The sequence below is a fragment of the Duganella sp. AC237 genome, from assembly GCF_979254035.1.
The window spans coordinates 3018783-3036486 of the sequence record NZ_CEEDEW010000003.1; the positions used below are offsets into that span (position 1 = coordinate 3018783).

The 17704-nt window shown below is 62.8% G+C and carries 12 protein-coding genes and 1 pseudogene; 5 read left to right on the forward strand and 8 right to left on the reverse strand.

What is annotated here, in order from left to right; translation table 11 throughout:
- The first annotated feature begins 36 nt into the window (after positions 1 to 36).
- Positions 37 to 1571, forward strand: a pseudogene (glpD, locus tag AC0IYS_RS13745) (glycerol-3-phosphate dehydrogenase).
- 18 nt (positions 1572 to 1589) lie between these two features.
- Here the strand turns inward: glpD and AC0IYS_RS13750 are convergent.
- From AC0IYS_RS13750 to AC0IYS_RS13760, 3 genes are all read right to left on the reverse strand, one after another.
- Positions 1590 to 2519, reverse strand: coding sequence for a lipase secretion chaperone (locus AC0IYS_RS13750; protein WP_471705676.1), 930 nt, complete (start codon positions 2517 to 2519; stop codon positions 1590 to 1592).
- A gap of 9 nt (positions 2520 to 2528) precedes the next feature.
- Positions 2529 to 3443 carry a lipase family alpha/beta hydrolase gene (locus AC0IYS_RS13755; RefSeq protein ID WP_471705677.1) on the reverse strand — a complete coding sequence of 305 codons (915 nt, stop codon included), beginning with the start codon at positions 3441 to 3443 and terminating at the stop codon, positions 2529 to 2531.
- A 214-nt stretch (positions 3444 to 3657) separates the two neighbouring features.
- Positions 3658 to 5157 carry a peptide MFS transporter gene (locus AC0IYS_RS13760; protein ID WP_471705678.1) on the reverse strand — a complete coding sequence of 500 codons (1500 nt, stop codon included), beginning with the start codon at positions 5155 to 5157 and terminating at the stop codon, positions 3658 to 3660.
- A 266-nt stretch (positions 5158 to 5423) separates the two neighbouring features.
- On the opposite strand from AC0IYS_RS13760, the gene ppnN reads away from it, so the two are divergent.
- Entirely contained in the window at positions 5424 to 6794 is a 1371-nt protein-coding gene (gene ppnN, locus AC0IYS_RS13765) for a nucleotide 5'-monophosphate nucleosidase PpnN (protein WP_090320151.1), read from the forward strand.
- A gap of 458 nt (positions 6795 to 7252) precedes the next feature.
- Here the strand turns inward: ppnN and AC0IYS_RS13770 are convergent, their stop codons facing one another.
- The 5 genes from AC0IYS_RS13770 to prfB all read right to left on the reverse strand — a co-directional run bounded on the left by AC0IYS_RS13770 (position 7253) and on the right by prfB (position 13439).
- Positions 7253 to 9109, reverse strand: a complete 1857-nt coding sequence (locus tag AC0IYS_RS13770) for a glycoside hydrolase family 15 protein (RefSeq protein ID WP_471705679.1) — start codon at positions 9107 to 9109, stop codon at positions 7253 to 7255.
- The gene (locus tag AC0IYS_RS13775) at positions 9109 to 9906 is read right to left on the reverse strand and encodes an SDR family oxidoreductase (RefSeq protein ID WP_471705680.1); all 798 of its coding nucleotides are present in this window, start codon (positions 9904 to 9906) and stop codon (positions 9109 to 9111) included. The genes AC0IYS_RS13770 and AC0IYS_RS13775 overlap by 1 nt, the downstream gene beginning before the upstream one ends.
- A 150-nt stretch (positions 9907 to 10056) precedes the next feature.
- Positions 10057 to 11589 carry a lysine--tRNA ligase gene (lysS, locus tag AC0IYS_RS13780; protein WP_471705681.1) on the reverse strand — a complete coding sequence of 511 codons (1533 nt, stop codon included), beginning with the start codon at positions 11587 to 11589 and terminating at the stop codon, positions 10057 to 10059.
- A 26-nt stretch (positions 11590 to 11615) separates the two neighbouring features.
- Entirely contained in the window at positions 11616 to 12317 is a 702-nt protein-coding gene (locus AC0IYS_RS13785) for an HAD family hydrolase (protein ID WP_471705682.1), read from the reverse strand.
- Between the two features lie 17 nt (positions 12318 to 12334).
- A protein-coding gene (gene prfB, locus AC0IYS_RS13790; RefSeq protein WP_143067986.1) for a peptide chain release factor 2 occupies positions 12335 to 13439 on the reverse strand; the annotation gives its coding sequence in 2 pieces (ribosomal slippage) (positions 12335 to 13357 and positions 13359 to 13439; 1104 coding nt in all).
- A 280-nt stretch (positions 13440 to 13719) separates the two neighbouring features.
- On the opposite strand from prfB, the gene AC0IYS_RS13795 reads away from it, so the two are divergent.
- From AC0IYS_RS13795 to AC0IYS_RS13805, 3 genes are all read left to right on the forward strand, one after another.
- On the forward strand, positions 13720 to 15735 hold the full coding sequence (locus AC0IYS_RS13795; RefSeq protein WP_471705683.1) for a bifunctional 2',3'-cyclic-nucleotide 2'-phosphodiesterase/3'-nucleotidase: 2016 nt from the start codon (positions 13720 to 13722) through the stop codon (positions 15733 to 15735).
- An 8-nt stretch (positions 15736 to 15743) separates the two neighbouring features.
- A complete protein-coding gene (locus AC0IYS_RS13800; protein ID WP_471705684.1) occupies positions 15744 to 16271 on the forward strand; it encodes a tetratricopeptide repeat protein in 528 nt (175 codons plus the stop codon).
- Positions 16272 to 16494: 223 nt separating this feature from the next.
- The gene (locus AC0IYS_RS13805; RefSeq protein ID WP_471705685.1) at positions 16495 to 17652 is read left to right on the forward strand and encodes an ABC transporter substrate-binding protein; all 1158 of its coding nucleotides are present in this window, start codon (positions 16495 to 16497) and stop codon (positions 17650 to 17652) included.
- The last annotated feature ends 52 nt before the right edge of the window (positions 17653 to 17704 follow it).

Here is a 17704-nt window from a genome sequence, read left to right on the forward strand (position 1 = left end):
GTTACACGTTAATTTGGCGATACAACCGGGGAAGACATGGCGGAACCGCAGCACACACTCGATTGCGATGTCCTGATAGTGGGAGGCGGCATCAACGGCGCCGGCATCGCGCGCGACGCGGCGGGGCGGGGGCTATCGGTGGTCTTGTGCGAAAAGGACGACCTGGCGTCGCACACGTCGTCGGCGTCGACCAAGCTGATACATGGCGGCCTGCGTTATCTGGAATACTACGAATTCAACCTGGTGCGCAAGGCGCTGATCGAGCGCGAAACGCTGCTGCGCGCGGCCCCGCACATCATGTGGCCAATGCGCTTCGTGATGCCGCACGCGAAAGGACAGCGTCCGGCGCTGCTGATCCGGGCCGGCTTGATGCTCTACGACCTGCTGGCCAAGCGCGAGCTGTTGCCCGCGTCGTCCGGCGTCAACCTGCGCTGCCACGCGGCCGGCAAGCCGCTCAAGCCCGAGTTCCAGCGCGGCTTTATCTATTCGGACGGCTGGGTCGACGATTCGCGGCTGGTGGTGCTGAACGCCATCGACGCTTGCGAAAAGGGCGCCACCATCCTGACGCAGGCGGTCTGCAATGCGCTGGTGCGCAAGGCGGCCGGCTGGGAGGCGACCCTGTACAAGCCCAGTTGCGGCAATATCCGCGTCAACGCCCGTTACGTGGTCAACGCCGCCGGTCCCTGGACCGCCGACCTGCTGCACGCGGCGTTGCCGAAGGAGGGGGCGGCCACCTGCGCCTGATCAAAGGCAGCCATATTGTCGTCAAGCGCATCTTCGAGCATGACAACGCCTATATCTTCCAGCATCCGGACGGGCGCATCGTCTTCGCCATTCCCTACGAGCGCGATTTCACACTGATCGGCACCACCGACCTCGATTACCACGGCGACGCCAACCAGGTCGCCATCGGCGAGGACGAAATCGCCTACCTGTGCCAGTTGGCTAGCCAGTACTTCGTCAAGCCGATCGTGCCGGCGGACGTGGTGTGGACCTATTCCGGCGTGCGTCCGCTGGTCGAGGATGGCGCCGACGCCAAGGCCGTCACCCGCGATTACCGGCTGGAGGTCGACAGCGACGGGCCGCCGATGCTCAGTGTTTTCGGCGGCAAGATCACCACCTTCCGCAAGCTCGCCGAGGAGGCGGTGGATTTGATCGCCAAGTCGCTGGACAACCGCCACGGCGCATGGACGCATAAAGCCTGCCTGCCGGGAGGAGACGTCTACGGCGCCGAGCCGCAGAATAAATCGGTGCTGCAGTTCGACGCGTGGGTGCGCACCATGCAGGCGCGCTATGCGTGGCTGCCGCCGCTGCTGGTGCTGCGCTATGCGCGCGCATATGGCACGCGGATTCATACGCTGCTGTGCGACCGCACCGATGTGGCGGACATGGGCGAGCAGATCGCGCCGGGGTTGTTCGCGACGGAGGTGGAGTATCTGCGCCGCTACGAGTGGGCGCGGACGGCGCAGGATATTTTGTGGCGGCGTTCCAAACTGGGCTTGCATCTGCCGGCCGATACCGCCGACAAGCTGCAGGATTGGTTGAACGCCAATCCGATGCAGCGTACGTGATGGTGGATCGGCGCCTGGTTATTCGTAGGCGCCTAGGCGGCGCTGTTCCTCTGGGGTGAAGCTTGCATCGCGCAGGCGTTGTAGCGCGGCGTCTTTCTGTTGCGCCGGTTGCGCCAGCAATGTCGCACGCTGCGTTTGATAGGCGCCGATGCGGGCTTTCCACGCCGCCTCGTCGCGGTCGACGTCGGCCAGGCGCGCTGCCGCCTCCGGCGAAAACGCCGCCGCGCGCACGCTGTAGACCTCATTGTCGCCCGCACCGCCGGCCCGCAGCCGCGCCACGGATTCCTCCAGACGGATGATTTTTGCGGGCGCCTCGCGCTCCTCGCGCAAGGCCGGCGGCATGCGCCGGTCCAGCTCCGCCACTTTGGCCTGTTTCTGTTCCGCGCTCAAGGTCTTGTCGACGTCCACCTCCAGCCGCGCCACCGCGTCGTCGTCCGCGATATCGGTCGCGCCGAACAGGCCTGCGCTTTGCTCGGGCGTGAAATACGTCGAACGCAGGGCGCGCATCGCCGCCAGCCGCGCGCGCACCGAGCGCGCCACGTCGCCCGACGGCGCCAGCGTCGATTCGACGCCCGCCAGCGCCTGTTTATAGGCCAGGTAACTTGACAGCAGCTGTTTGGCCTGCCGCGCCGGTCCGGGCTTGAGGCGCCGATCGAGCTCCCGCTCGATCTCCGTCCGGATCGCGTCCAGGCCCTTCTCGCCGAGCCCCGCCAGATAATAGTCGAACAGATGCCCGAGTTCCGCGTCGACCACCAGCTGGTCGCCGGCCAGCGTCTTGATGTCGCCGTCCGGGCGCGTGCCTTCCATCGACGGCACGAACGCGAAGGGGGCGGAACCTGGCTCTCGCATCTGCGGCGGGGCGGGCGTCGCCTCGTCGCGGCTGAAATACAGCACGCAGCCGGCCAGCAGCAGGGCGGCGATCCCGGCTCTCTTCACGTTCGTGTGCATGCCGCGCTCCTAGAGGCCCAGGCCCTGCAGGCGGTTGGCCTGCTGGCGGAACACCGTCACCGGACTGGTTTCGAACAGGCTGACCAAGCCGGCCGTCTGGTTGATTTCGTCGAGGTGGTTCATTGCGTAGTCGTCGCGGATCACGCGGCCGAGATGACTTGAGCAGCTGGCGACCAGGCCATCGTTTTTCTCGCCGTTGAAGGCCAGCGCCGTCAGCGCGAGCGGCGCGTCGAGCGGATCGAGCACGTTGGTGAGCTGTTTGCCGCCGCTCCAGGAGAAGTAGTAGACGCCGCGCTCTTGATACGCGCCTTCGCCGCAGGCCGACAACGGCACGCCCTCCGGATGGCGGGCGTTGAACGCCAGCGAGCCGGCGGTGGTGAGCGACGTCATGGCCGCCCTGGCGTCCTGCGGCTTGCCGGTGTTGTTCGACACGATGCTCATCAGATTGGCGACCGCACCGAGCACCACGGTGCTGGCGCCGGGAGCGTTGTCCATCAGGATATCGGCCACCTTCGAGCCCTTGTTCACGCCGCCCACGCTGGTGACCGAGGCCACCAGGTCGGGCCTGACCGAGGCCACGTAGCGGGCCGTCGGACCGCCGTGGCTATGTCCGATCAGGTTGACCTTGGCCGCGCCGGTGACCGCCAGGATTTGCTTGACCTGGGTGAGCATCTGCTCGCCGCGCACCTCGGTGCTGTTGGCGGCGGAGACGGTCGTTACGTAGACCTTGGCGCCCCCGCTGCGCAGGGCGGAGGTGATACCGTAAAAATATTCAAGCGGTCCGACGCTCTCGAAGCCCAAAAAGCCGTGCACCATCACGATCGGATACTTGGTTTGGGTGTAGCCGGCGGCCCAGGACGGCGCGGGCAGGGCGGTGATGGCGATGAGGGCTATTGATACGTATTTCCAGAAGCGATTCTTCATTTTGTCTCCGTTAGTTATTTTTTAGGAAATGAGAAGCTGTCGCCGGCGCCATGATCGAAAACAAAGCAAGCGCTCGGTGATGGAATGTAGCACCCTTATTTGGAGAAAGCATGACGCGGCGCAATAACGTGGTAAAAACAATGAAGCAAAAAAAATGCCGTCCGGTACGAACCGGACGGCATTTGCCTGTGTAAGCGCTTGGCTAAGCGGGCGGTTACTTCACGCCGTGCATCAGCTTTTGAATCAACGGCGCGATGAGGAACAGCAGCACGCCGCCTGCCATCAGCGAGTAGAAGCCGAAGGTGTAGCCGGACAGCGCCGACGTCACCGACATGCCGCTTTCGCCGGACACCGCCGAGGCGAAGATGCCCGACAGGTTGTTGCCGATACCGGTCGACAGGAACCAGCCGCCCATGCCCAGGCCGACCAAGCGCGTCGGCGCCAGCTTGGTCACCATCGACAGGCCGATCGGCGACAGGCACAGCTCACCGATCGATTGCAGGACGTAGACCATGAACAGGGTCCAGAACGGGATTTTGTTGTCGATATTGACCAGCATCGACAGCGCGTACATCAGCAGGCCGAAGGCGGCGCCATTGAACAGCAGGCCCAGGCCGAACTTGCGCGGGATCGACGGGTTCTTGTTGCGCATGGCGACCCAGATGAAGGCGATCAACGGCGCGAAGGTGATGATCGCCAGCGAGTTCACGGTCTGGAACCACGCCACCGGGAAGGTCCAGTTGAACATTTCGCGGTCGACGATTTTCTCGGCCAGGAAGGTGAACGAGCTGCCGGCCTGTTCGAAGAACATCCAGAACATGATATTAAAGAAGAAGATCAGCAGCATGGCGATGACGCGGTCGCGCGCGACCTTGCCGTTCTTGATCCCCTCGACCATCAGCATGATCGCCAGCAGGATGAATAGCACCGTCAACACGGCCTGCAGGCTCTTGGCGCCGGCGGCGAGCAGCATGTAGACCACCGGGATCACGCACAGCGAGCCGAGGACCACGTACACCAAGCGTTTCGGATCGCTGGTCTGCGCGTCCGGGGCGCCGATGCCTTGCAGCTTGCGGCGGCCGATGAAGAACCACACAAGGCTGATCAACATGCCGACGCCGGCCGACATGAACACCACTTTGTACGCGGGCATGCCGTTGGTGCCGAAGACCGCAGTGGCGAGCCACTCGGTCAGTACCGGGGCGACCATCGCGCCGGAGTTGATGCCCATGTAGAAAATGGTGAAGCCGGAGTCGCGGCGGGTGTCGCCGGTGGAGTACAGCTTGCCGACCATGGTCGAGATGTTCGGCTTGAACATGCCGTTACCGACGATGATGGTGGCCAGGCCAAGCTTGAACACCGTCTGGTCGGGGAAGGCGATCATGAACAGGCCGGCGGCCATGAAGGCCGCGCCGACCAGGATGGAGCGCTGGTATCCCAGCACGCGGTCGGCGACATAGCCGCCGAACAGCGCGGCGGCGTAGACCAGCGCCAGGTAGGAGCCGTAGACCAGGTTGGCGGCCGATTCGCCGGACGAATCGCCGTTATAGAATTGCGCGACGACGTAGAGCACGAGCGCCCAACGGATGCCGTAGAAAGCGAAACGCTCCCAGAATTCGGTCATGAACAACATCCAGAGCGGGGCCGGGTGGCCCATGATCTGTTTGAACTCGGGAATGGCAACTTCCGTGTTGGTGGTGGTAGCACCGCTCATGCGGCTTCTCCTAATTTATGATCGATGAAAAGTGTCTCCGGCTCCCTTGTGGGGGGCCAAATTGGGCGCCATTTTAATCTACAAACGCGACGTGACGCACTTTTTGAGGCAACCGCTGCAAGATTGTGTCATTTGTGATAATAAATCCCGAATCGGCCGGGAATAATTGCAGCGCACAATCTCCGCCCCGAAGATTGCCGAGTTGTCGTATATTGGCATTGCAGGCCTACTACGTGACATCGAATCTGAATAAGGATTTACGCAACATGGAACATGACGTTATCGATACTTTGATTTCGCCCGAAGGACAGCTGGAGATCCTGTCGAAGGCGGAAGTGAACAAGCTGCTCGACACTAGCCAGGGCGGCCTATATAACGTCTTCCGCAATTGCGCACTGGCCGTGCTCAATTGCGGCAGCACCATCGACGACGGCAAGGAGCTGCTGGAGCGTTACGAGTCCTTCTCGATCAGCATCGTGCAGCGCGAGCGCGGCATCAAGCTCGACATCAAGGGCGCGCCGGCGATCGCCTTCGTCGACGGCAAAATGATCAAGGGCATCCACGAACACCTGTTCGCGGTGCTGCGCGATATCGTCTTCGTCAGCAACGAGGTGACCGATACGCAGAAGTTCGACATGAACCGCACCGAGGACATCACCGACGCGGTCTTCCACATCCTGCGCAACGCGGGCGTGCTCAAGCCGATGCTGAACCCGAACCTGGTGGTGTGCTGGGGCGGACACTCGATCAACCGCGCCGAGTATAACTACTCGAAGGAAGTGGGCTATCAAATGGGCCTGCGTGATCTGGACATCTGCACCGGCTGCGGTCCGGGCGCGATGAAAGGCCCGATGAAGGGCGCCACCATCGGCCACGCCAAGCAGCGCCTGTCGCATGGCCGCTACCTGGGCATCACGGAACCGGGCATCATCGCCGCCGAATCGCCGAACCCGATCGTCAATGAACTGGTGATCATGCCGGATATCGAGAAGCGTCTGGAGGCGTTCGTGCGCACCGGTCATGGCATCGTCGTGTTCCCGGGCGGCGCCGGCACGGCCGAGGAGATCCTGTACATCCTGGGTATCCTGCTGCATCCGGATAACGCGGAGATTCCGTTCCCGCTGGTGTTCACCGGACCGGAGACGTCGCGCGAGTACTTCGTGCAGATTAACCAGTTTATCCTCGATACCTTGGGACCCGAGGCGCAGCAGCGCTACAAGATCATCATCGACGATCCGGAACTGGTGGCGCGCGAGATGCAGGCCGGGATCAAGCAGGTGCGCGAATTCCGCAAGAGCCGTAGCGACGCCTATTACTACAACTGGGGCCTGAAAATCGACCGCGAGTTCCAGAAGCCGTTCGCGCCGACGCACGAGAACATGCGCAATCTGAGCCTGCACAAGAACCAGGAAGTGCATCTGCTGGCGGCGAATCTGCGCCGGGCGTTTTCCGGTGTGGTGGCGGGTAACGTCAAGGACGAGGGCATCCGCGCGATCGAAAAATTCGGCCACTTCGAGATCCATGGCGACAAGGAGATCATGGGGCCAATGGACGCGTTGCTGGCGTCGTTCGTGGAGCAAAGCCGGATGAAGTTGGCGGGCAAGGCTTACACGCCGTGCTACCGGGTGATCCAGTAAAAAGGAGCGAAAATTGACAACTATAGATTGGGAAAGTCGCGGGAAGTCAGTATCCCAGTTGATCAAGGAATTGCAGTCTTTCGACGATCAGGGCATGGAGGTCCGCATTTCCATAAATGGTGGCGAATCTTCCGTTCCTATTTCGTTGGTGACGAAACGCAGCGGTAAATTCGCCGTATTGGAGAATCGTGAAGTAACCGCTAGTGTCCAGGTTCACAGGAGTGGCGTCGAGTCTGACATTTAGACACATCGTGAGCAGATGATCATAGTCTGGTAACGGGGCCAAGTCTTGACACCCGCTTCACAACGGCCGTGTTCGGTGAGGGCGGCCCTCGTGTCTCAAAAATGTGAGGCACTGTTCTTGGTATTCGTGATCTCGCCGATCGGCATTGCTTGGCGTGCCGAGTCGGCGAGGGCATTTCATCAGCAGGCGTAGGCCGCAAACAGCTGATAGCCGATCACGCCGGCCAGTCCCGATGGCCACGCCCCTCCATCTCCCGATCGATATAGAACGCCGCACTGACTAGCGCCAAGTGCGTGAACCCCTGCGGGAAATTGCCGATCAATTTCGCGCGCTCGTCGAATTCCTCGGCATATAGCTGCAGGTGATTCGCATACCGCAGCAGCTTTTCGAAGATCATCCGCGCCTCGTCCATGCGTCCGGCGCGCGCCAGGCATTCCACATACCAGAACGAACACGCCGAGAACGCGCCTTCCTTGCCCGGCAAGCCGTCGTCGCGCTTGTAGCGGTACACCATGCCGTCATCGGTGAGCCGTTTGCCGATAGCGTCCAACGTTGCGAGCCAGCGCGGATCGGTGGCGCCGACGAAGCGCACCAAAGGCATCAGCAACAAGGCCGCGTCCAGATCCTTGCCGCCGCGCTCCTCGACGAAATGCCCCAACTTCTCGTTCCAGAAATTGGACCAGATGTCATCGTGGATGGCGTTGCGCACTTTGATCCAGCGCGTGAACGGCGCCGCCAGCGAGCGTTTGCTGGCCAACCGTATCGCCCGGTCAATCGCCACCCAGCACATCAGCCGAGAATGCAAATGATGGCTCGGCGGGCCGCGCACTTCCCAAATGCCCGCGTCGGCCTCATTCCAGTGCCGGCACACATAGTCGATCACCCGGCAGGCTCCCTGCCAGCGGTCATGCGAAATCGCTTCACCGTACTTGTTACTGAGGTAGATCGAGTCCATTAACTCGCCGTAGATGTCGAGCTGCAGTTGCGTGACGGCGTCATTGCCGATGCGGACCGGCGCCGCGCCGCCATAGCCGGACAAGTGATCCAGCGAGCGTTCCGGCGCGATCTCTCCGCCGTCCAGCGCATACATCACCTGCAGCTGCCCGCCCTTGCTGGAGTGGAGCGCGCGGTCGCCCAGCCAGCGGTAGAAGTCCTTGGCTTCGTTGTGATAACCGAGCCGCATCAGCGCGTAGATCGAGAACGACGAGTCGCGTATCCACGCGGCGCGGTAGTCCCAGTTGCGCACACCGCCTTTGGCCTCCGGCAGCGCGAAGGTCGCGGCGGCGGCAATGGAACCATGGCGGCGCGACGTCAACAGCTTGAGCACCAGCGCCGAACGGGTGACGGCGTCGCGCCAACGCCCCTTGTAGGTCGATTGTGCCGCCCACGCGCGCCAGCGGACGATGGTGGCGTCGATCAGCTGGCCGATGGTGTCGGCGTCGGCCAAGTCTTCGTCCGGTTCGTCGAGCATGAAGGTGACACTCTGGCCGGCGCGCAGCACCACGTTGGCGCTCGCCTCGCCGTCAGCCTTAATAAAATCGGCGTCGCCGCTTAGGCGAATCGATGGATTGCCTTTGCCGGAAAAGATCACACTACCTTTTTTGATCGCTACAGACGGCACCACGCGCGCGTAGTCGTAGCGCGGCGCGCATCGCATGCGGATGGTGACGGTGCCGCGGGTGGCGGTCACCCGCCGCACCAGCCGCGTAGGGGTCTCGCCGACATCGGCCGTGTCGATCATCAGGTCGGTGATTTCGGCGCTGGCGTCGCTGCCCATCCAGCGGGTCAGCAGGACGTTGGTGTCCGGCAGGTACATTTGCACGATGCGCGGATCGTCGATTTCCGGCGTCAGTTCGAACACGCCGCCTTTTTCCGCATCGAGGAGCGATGCGAAGATGCTGGGACTGTCGAGGTTCGGCCAGCACATGTAGTCGATGGCGCCGTCGCAGGCCACCAGGGCGATGGTGCCAAGGTTGCCGATCACGCCGTGGTCGGCGATGTCACGTTCGGCGCGTTCCCGGGCCTTCGGGTTGATTTTGGCTGCCGATTTGCCTTTGGCGCCGGCGGCCATCAGCCGTTGTCCTCGAAGCCCGGATACAGCGACATGCCGCCATCGACGAACAGTGTGCTGCCGACCACGTAGTCCGCCAGGTCGGAGGCCAGGAACAACGCCGCGTTGGCGACATCCTCCGGCTTGCCCACGCGGCCATAGGGGATCAGCTTAAGCAGTTCCGGACTGCCGCCATCAGCGGTGACCTCCGCGTTGATCGGCGTCTTGATCGCGCCCGGCGCGATGGCGTTGATGCGGATTTTCTCGGGCGCGACCTCCTGCGCCATGGTTTCCATCAGCAGGTGCACGCCGCCCTTTGACGCCGCGTAGTTGACATGGCCTGCCCACGGAATGCGCTGGTGGACGGAACTCATGCAGATGATCTTGCCGAGCGCGCGGGAGACTTCGCGCTGGCCCTGTTTGCGGAACAGGCGCACCGCCTCGCGCATGCACAGGAATTGGCCGGTCAGATTGGTTTTGAGGACGCCTTCCCACTGGGCCAGGGTCATGTCGGCGCTGGGCGCGTCGTCCTGGCGGCCGGAGTTTGCCACCACGATATCGACGGTGCCGAAACGCTTGACGGCCGCGTCGAACAGGGCCAGCACGTCGGGTTCTTCGCCGACGTCGGCCTGCACCGCGATGGCCTGTCCGCCGTCGGCGGCGATCAGCGCGACCACTTCGTCGGCCTGGTCCTGGTGGCTGTGATAATTGACGACGACGTTGGCGCCGGCTTTGGCGAATGCCAGCGCGATGCCGCGTCCGAGTCCGGAATTGGCGCCGGTGACGATGGCGGTTTGATTTTGCAGCGTGAGTTGCATGGTGGGCTCATGGGTAGGGAAGTTAACCCATTCTAGGCCTGCCCGCAGATTCCTGCAGCGCGCCTATCATTTAGTAACGCTCCCACCGCACGCAAGCGGCAAATTCGCGGGCGAAAAAAAACCGCTCCGGGGAGCGGTTTTGCGGAGCGATTACTCTTCGCGGCGCAGGTGCGGGAACAGCAGCACGTCGCGGATATTCGGCGAGTCGGTGATGATCATCATCAGGCGATCGATGCCGATGCCGCAACCGCCGGCCGGCGGCATGCCGTATTCCAGCGCGCGGATGTAGTCGGCGTCGTAGAACATCGCCTCTTCATCGCCGGCGTCCTTGGCGGCCACCTGGGCCAGGAAGCGGGCCGACTGGTCTTCGGCGTCGTTCAGCTCCGAGAAGCCGTTGGCGATCTCGCGGCCAACCATGAACAGCTCGAAGCGCTCGGTGATGCCCGCTTCCGTGTCGGAGGCGCGCGCCAGCGGCGACACTTCGGCCGGGTAGTCGATGATGAAGGTCGGTTCCCACAGCTGCGCTTCGGCGGTTTCCTCGAACAGCGCCAGTTGCAGCGCGCCCAGGCCTGCGGTGGCGAACGGCTTGACGCCGAACTTCAGCAGTTCCTGCTTGATGAACTCAGCGTCCTTCAGCTGTTCCGGCGTGTAGCCCGGCGCGTACTTGTTGATCGCTTCGACGATGGTCAGGCGGTGGAAGGCCTTGGCCAGGTCCAGTTCCTTGCCGCCGTAGGTCAGGGTCGCGGTGCCGTGGGCGTCGATGGCGGCCTGGCGGATGATCTCCTCGGTGAAGTTCATGATCCACTTGTAGTCGGTGTAGGCCGCGTAGAACTCCATCATCGTGAATTCAGGATTGTGACGGATCGATACGCCTTCGTTGCGGAAGTTGCGGTTGATCTCGAACACGCGGTCGAAGCCGCCCACCACCAGGCGCTTCAGATACAGCTCGGGCGCGATACGCAGGAACATCTGCATGTCCAGCGCGTTGTGGTGGGTGATGAAAGGCTTGGCCGCCGCGCCGCCAGGGATGGCGTGCAGCATCGGCGTTTCCACTTCCATGAATTCGTTCTTTTCCATGAAACGGCGCATCGACGAAATCGCGGCGGTGCGCGCCTTGAAGGTGCGGCGCGTTTCCTCGTTCATGATCAGATCGACGTAGCGCTGGCGGTACTTGGTCTCCTGGTCGGCCAGCCCGTGGAATTTGTCCGGCAGCGGGCGCAGCGACTTGGTGATCAGACGCAGTTCGCTGACCTTGATGGTCAGTTCGTCGGTCTTGGTCTTGAACAGCGTGCCGACCACGCCCAGGATGTCACCCAGGTCGTAGTGGTGCAGCGCGGCCATCGCGGCTTCGCCGGTCAGGTCCAGCGTGGCGTAGATCTGGATGCGGCCATCGGCTTTGGCGCCGGACGAATCCTGCAAGGTGGCGAAAGCGGCCTTCTTGCCGGCTTCGCGCTTGAGCATCATGCGGCCCGCCAGTACCACGTTGACCGGATTGGCTTCCAGCTCTTCGCGGGACTTCTCGCCATACTGCGCGTGCAGGTCGGCCGCCTTGTGCTCCGGTTTGAAGTCGTTCGGGAAGGCGATGCCGTGTTCGCGGATGGCTGCCAGCTTGGCGCGGCGCTCGGCGATGATCTTGTTCTCGTCCGGCGGGGTGGCTGCTTGTTCTTGAAGATCCGTAGTCATGGTCTGTTTCTAGGTTGAGGTAATGATTAGTTGGTGGTCGCGTCGTCGAGCACATAGGGCTCGGAGGCGAACAGCGCCTCGATATCGAGCTCGCTGAAGTCGCGCGCCACGGCGATGACGTTGTCGTATTCGGCGAAGGCTTCGGCCGGCAGGGTGGTGGTCAGCACCACCGCGCGCATGCCGGCGCGGCGGGCCGCCTCCACGCCCAGCGGCGCGTCTTCGAAGACGATGCTGTTGGCGGGCAGGGCGCCGGCGCGCTCGGCGGCGAGCAGGAACACGTCCGGATTCGGCTTGCCGCGCGCCACATCGGCCGCGCCGGCGATGGCGTCGAACTGCTTGCGCAGATCCAGGCCGTCCAGCGTGAAGGCGATGTTCTCGTTCGGCGCGGCGGTGGCCACGGCCAGCTTGATGCCGGCGTTTTTGGCGGCGGCGATGAACAGGTCGAAGCCCTTGGTCACCGCCAGGTGCGGCGCGTAGAGCTCGCGGTACAGCGATTCCTTCTCAAAATCGAGCGCCGCGCTTTCTTCCCTGGTCAGGTGGTCGCCCAGGTAGGTGCGCATGATTTCATGGCCCTGGCGGCCGGCCGTGTCGCGGAAGAACGCGTCCGGGTCCAGCGTCTGGCCGCGACGCTCGAAGAAGGCCAGCCACGACTTGGTGTGGAAGGCCATGTTGTCGACGATGGTGCCGTCCATGTCGAAGATGAACGCGCGCTGTGATGAAGAAGTCATTGGAGCTGTCATTAAAATCAAACGCCTTGTTTGAGCGAAGCGGAGATGAAGTCGTCCAGGTCGCCGTCCAGCACGCCCTTGGTGTTACCGGTCTCGAAGTTGGTGCGCAAATCCTTGATGCGCGACTGATCGAGCACGTAGGAACGAATCTGGTGGCCCCAGCCGACGTCGGTCTTGGAGTCTTCCAGTTTCTGCTGCTCGCTCATGCGCTTGCGCAGCTCCATCTCGTACAGCTTCGCCTTCAGCATTTCCATCGCCTCGGCCTTGTTGCGGTGCTGCGAGCGGTCGTTCTGGCACTGCACCACGATACCCGACGGGCCGTGCGTCAGACGGACGGCGGAATCGGTCTTGTTAATGTGCTGACCACCGGCGCCGGACGCGCGGTAGGTATCGATGCGCAGGTCGGCCGGGTTGATCTCGATATCGATCGAGTCATCCACTTCGGGATAGACGAACAAGGACGTGAACGACGTGTGGCGGCCGTTGGCCGAGTCGAACGGCGACTTGCGCACCAGGCGGTGCACGCCGGTCTCGGTGCGCAGGAAGCCATAGGCGTAGTCGCCTTCGACCTTGATGGTGGCGGTCTTGATGCCGGCCACCTCGCCGTCGGACTGCTCCATGATCTCGACCTTGAAGCCTTTGCGTTCGGAGTAGCGCAGGTACTGGCGCAGCAGCATCGAGGCCCAGTCCTGGGCTTCGGTGCCGCCGGCGCCGGCCTGGATGTCGATGAAGCAGTTGTTCGGGTCCATCGGATTGTTGAACATCCGGCGGAATTCCATGCCTTCGATGACCTTGCGCACTTCCTCGGCGTCGGCGATCAGCGCTTCGAGCGTGTCGTCGTCGCCTTCTTCCTTGGCCATGGCGAACAGGTCGCTCATGTCTTTGAGGTCGGTGTCGGCCTTGGTCAGCGCGCTGACGATCGCCTCCAGCGATTTTTTCTCTTTACCGAGGTCCTGGGCCTTTTTCGGGTCGTTCCAGACCGTCGGGTCTTCGAGTTCTTCGTTTACTTGTTCGAGTTTCTCTGACTTTTTATCGAAGTCAAAGATACCTCCGTAGTTCGGCTTCGCGCGTGGTCAGATCGGCGAGCAGGGCGGAGAGGGCGTTGATGCGTTCGGCTTCCATGTTTTCTTCTTCTCTAGGCTGAAATCAAACCTTGGATTATACCGGATGAGGGGTCTTGCCGGGCGCTTGTCTGTCGGCGCCGGGAAAAAGCGCCCCGCGAAATGCCCGGCGGGCACGGCTCTTGCATACCGGCAGTTACGGTCAAGTTGTAAAATACTGACATTTCAGTCATAGGCGGTATAAAATATGCACCCATTCGGTGGTGTGTATTGATTTAGAGAAATACTCCACGCCTCCCGTTCTCCGGCCCAAAACATTGCCAGTTCATATATCGACATCTATGCGCGCGTCCATCGTCCTGCCTCTTTTGCTGATCGGCTGCGGCAGCCTGCCACCGCACGGCCCGACGCCGGTCGGCACCGAGGCCACGCTGGCGCTGCTGGAGACGACGGACCTGCACGCGAACGTGCTCGGTTACGACTACTACAAACTCAAGGCCGATCCGTCGATAGGGCTGGAGCGCACCGCTACCCTGATCAAGCAGGCGCGCGCCGAATTCCCCAACAACCTGCTGCTCGATAACGGCGATGCGCTGCAAGGCACGGCGCTGGCCGACTACCAGGCGCTGGTCGCCCCGGTCGGCTGCGACCAGCCGCCGGCGATCTACAAGGCCATGAATCTGCTCGGTGTCGACGGCGCCGGCATCGGCAACCACGAATTCAATTATGGCCTGGCGTACCTGAACCAGGTCACCGGCAGCCATTTCGATGTCGACGGTGTCGCCCCCGACGCGCCGCGCTGCGCCGGTCCCGCGTTCCCGATCGTGCTGGCGAATATCTACAGCGCCCGCACCCGGCAGCCGCTGTTCGCGCCCTACAGCATTCTCACGCGCCAGATCGCCGCCACCGGCCCGGATGGGAAGCCGGTGACGGCCACCATCAAGGTCGGCATCATCGGCTTCGCACCGCCGGGCATCCTGTCGTGGGACAAGCACTGGCTGGACGGTAAAGTCTATGCCGAAGGCGTGCGCGAAACGGCGTTGAAGTACATTCCGCAGATGCGCGCGCAGGGCGCCAATCTGGTGGTGGCGATCTCGCACGGCGGGCTCGATGGCGCTCCGTACACGCCGGAGATGGAAAACGCCAATTACTATCTGGCGCAGGTGCCGGGTGTCGACGCGATGCTGATCGGCCACGCGCACCAGCAGTTCCCCAACGCGGCCAGCACCGTCGACTCTTTCAACTTGCCCGGCGTGGACACGGCCAAGGGCACCGTGCAAGGCGTGCCCGCCGTGATGGCCAGCTTGTGGGGCAAGCACCTGGGCGTGATCGGCCTGCGCCTGAAGTATGACGGCAAGGCCTGGGTGGTCGACAAAAGCCGCACCACGGTCGAAGCGCTCGGCACGCGCAACGCCGACCGCACTTACGTCGCCGCCGATCCGGCGGTCGGCGCGCTGATCGCCGACGAGCACGAGGCGACCATCCGCTATGTGAAGGCGCCGATCGGCACCAGCGACTTCCGCATGTCGTCGTATTTCGCCGATGCCGGCGACGTCAGCGCCATCCAGCTGGTGAACCAGGCACAGACCGACTACGTGGTGAACTACGTCAAGGCCAACCTGCCCAGGTACGCGGCCTTGCCGGTGCTGTCGATGGCGTCGCCGTTCAAGGCCGGCGCGGCGGGCGTGGGCGACTACACCGACGTCAAGGCCGGCGGCGTGGCGCTCAACAACGCGGCCGACCTGTATTTGTATCCGAACGCGCTGCACGCCGTGAAGCTGGACGGCGCCGGGCTCAAAGCCTGGCTGGAGAAGTCGGCCGAGCGCTTCAACCGCATCGATCCCGCCAGCGGCGCGCAGCAGGAGCTGGTCAATTCGTCCTTCTCCAGCTTTAACTTCGATATGCTGACCAGCGCCGACGTCAGTTACCGGATCGACGTGACCAAGCCGGCCGGCCAGCGCATCGTCGCATTGCACTATAAAGGTGCGCCGATCGCACCGTCGCAGGAGTTCCTGGTCGCGACCAATAACTACCGCGCCAGCGGCGGCGGCAATTTCCCCGGCCTCGATGGCGGCAAGACGGTGCTCGAGGCGCCGGACAGCAGCCGCGATGTGCTGATTTCCTATATCAAGCAGGCCAAGACCCTGACCCGCGCGCGCAATGGATCGACCCGGAGCTGGCGTTTCGTCCCCGTGACGACCAAGGGCGCGGTGGTGTTCCACGCGCCGCCCAATATGATCGAACTGGCCAGGGAGGCGCGGCTGACAGGGGTCTCGCAGATCAAACCGGATGATGGCGGCGGCAAGGGATTCGCCCTGTACGCCATCGACTTGTCGAAGCAAGTGGAGGACCGATGATGTCTGGCATGCGAAAAATATGTGCGGTACTGGCGTTGCTGGCGGCGGCTACGGGTACAGGCTCCGGCCCGGCCAGCGCCGCTCCGGTGGACGAGGCACGCCTTTACCTGCGCGGCGGGCAGGGCGCCAGTGTCGATTTGCCGAAGGCGTTCTCGCTGTTCTCCGGCGCGGCCAAGGCCGGCGATCCTCAAGCCGCTTATTATCTAGGAATGATGTACCAGAACGGCATGTCCGTTCCGCGCGACGCCAAGGCGGCCGCGTACTGGCTGCAGTTCGCCGCCAACCGCCAGATGCCGGCGGCGATGTTCGCGCTGGCGAATCTGTATCTGAGCGGCGACGGCGTCAAACGCGACGAGCAGGCCGCGCGCCGCCTGATCGAAAAGGCCGCCGATCTTGAGTATCCGGATGCGGTGATGGCGATGGCCATCGGCCTGCGCGACGGCTCCATGGGTTTCGAGCGTAACGAGGCGCTGGCCGAGACGCAGATGCGGTTCGCCAACCGCGCCCTGAAGCAGAAGTCCACCGGCGGCATGTAGCATCCGGCGGCGCGGCGCATCGTCAACCTTCGCCGCCATCTTCTCCCCGTCGTTCCTTACTGCTTGCTTACACGCGGCGGGCCGCGCGCGTGCTGCAATGCCGCACATGTATCTGTTGCTGGCCCCCGTTGTCTCCCCTACAATGCCCCATCGATGGGGGCAACTTTCCAGCCCGTTTTCCAGCGTACGACTACTATAAAAACGTTGTAACAGGAGATGACAAATGGATTTCAAACTGAATTTGCTGGCCGCTGCATTGGTACTCGGTTTTTCTTCTTCCGCCATGGCGGCGGACCCCATCAAGATCGGCGTGGCCGGTCCGTTCACCGGCGGCTCGGCGCCGATGGGCGTGTCCATGCGCGACGGCGTCAAGCTGGCCGTGGCCGACATCAACGCCAAGGGCGGAGTGCTGGGCCGCCAGTTGCAGATCGTCGAGCGCGACGACGAAGCCAAACCGGAACGCGGCGTGCAGATCGCCCAGGAATTGATCAACAAGGAGAAGGTGGTCGCCACCGTCGGCTACATCAACACCGGCGTCGCGCTGGCGTCGCAGCGCTTCTACCAGGAAGCCAGGATCCCGGTCATGAACAACGTCGCCACCGGCTCGATCATCACCAAACAGTTCGCCGACAAGCCGGAGAACTACATCTTCCGCAACGCCGCCAACGACCAAATCCAGTCGCAGATGATCATCCAGGAGGCGGTCGACAGCCGCAAGTTCAAGAAGGTCGCCATCCTGGCCGACTCCACCAACTACGGCCAGCTGGGCCGCGAGGATCTGGAGAAGGCGCTCGATAAAAAGGGCATGAAGGCCGTCGCCACCGAAAAATACAATATCAAGGACGTCGACATGACGGCCCAGCTGCTCAAGGCTAAGCAGGCCGGCGCCGAAGTGGTGCTCACCTACGGCATCGGCCCGGAGCTGGCGCAGATCGCCAACGGCATGGAAAAGCTGAACTGGAAAGTGCCGATGATCGGCAGCTGGACGCTGTCGATGGGGAACTTCATCGACAACGCCGGCAAGAACGGCAACGGCACCCGCATGCCGCAAACCTTCATCCAGGAGGCCACCACGCCCAAGCGCAAAGCCTTCATCGACGCCTACGTGAAGGCCTACAATCCACCGGGCGGGCGCATGCCGTCGCCGGTGTCGGCCGCCCAGGGCTACGATTCGATCTTCCTGCTGGCCGCCGCCATCAAGCAGGCCAATTCCACCGAGGGACCGAAGATCAAGGCCGCGCTGGAAAACCTCAGCGAGAAGATCGACGGCGTCGTCACGTCGTACAACAAGCCATTCAGCAAGGATAACCACGAGGCCATCACCGCCGACATCACCGTCTTCGGTGAAGTCAAGGACGGTAAAGTCATTCCGGTCAAGTGAGGTAATTAAGGCGACGCATCGTCACCGGCCAGTCTTGAGCGTTCAAGGCTGG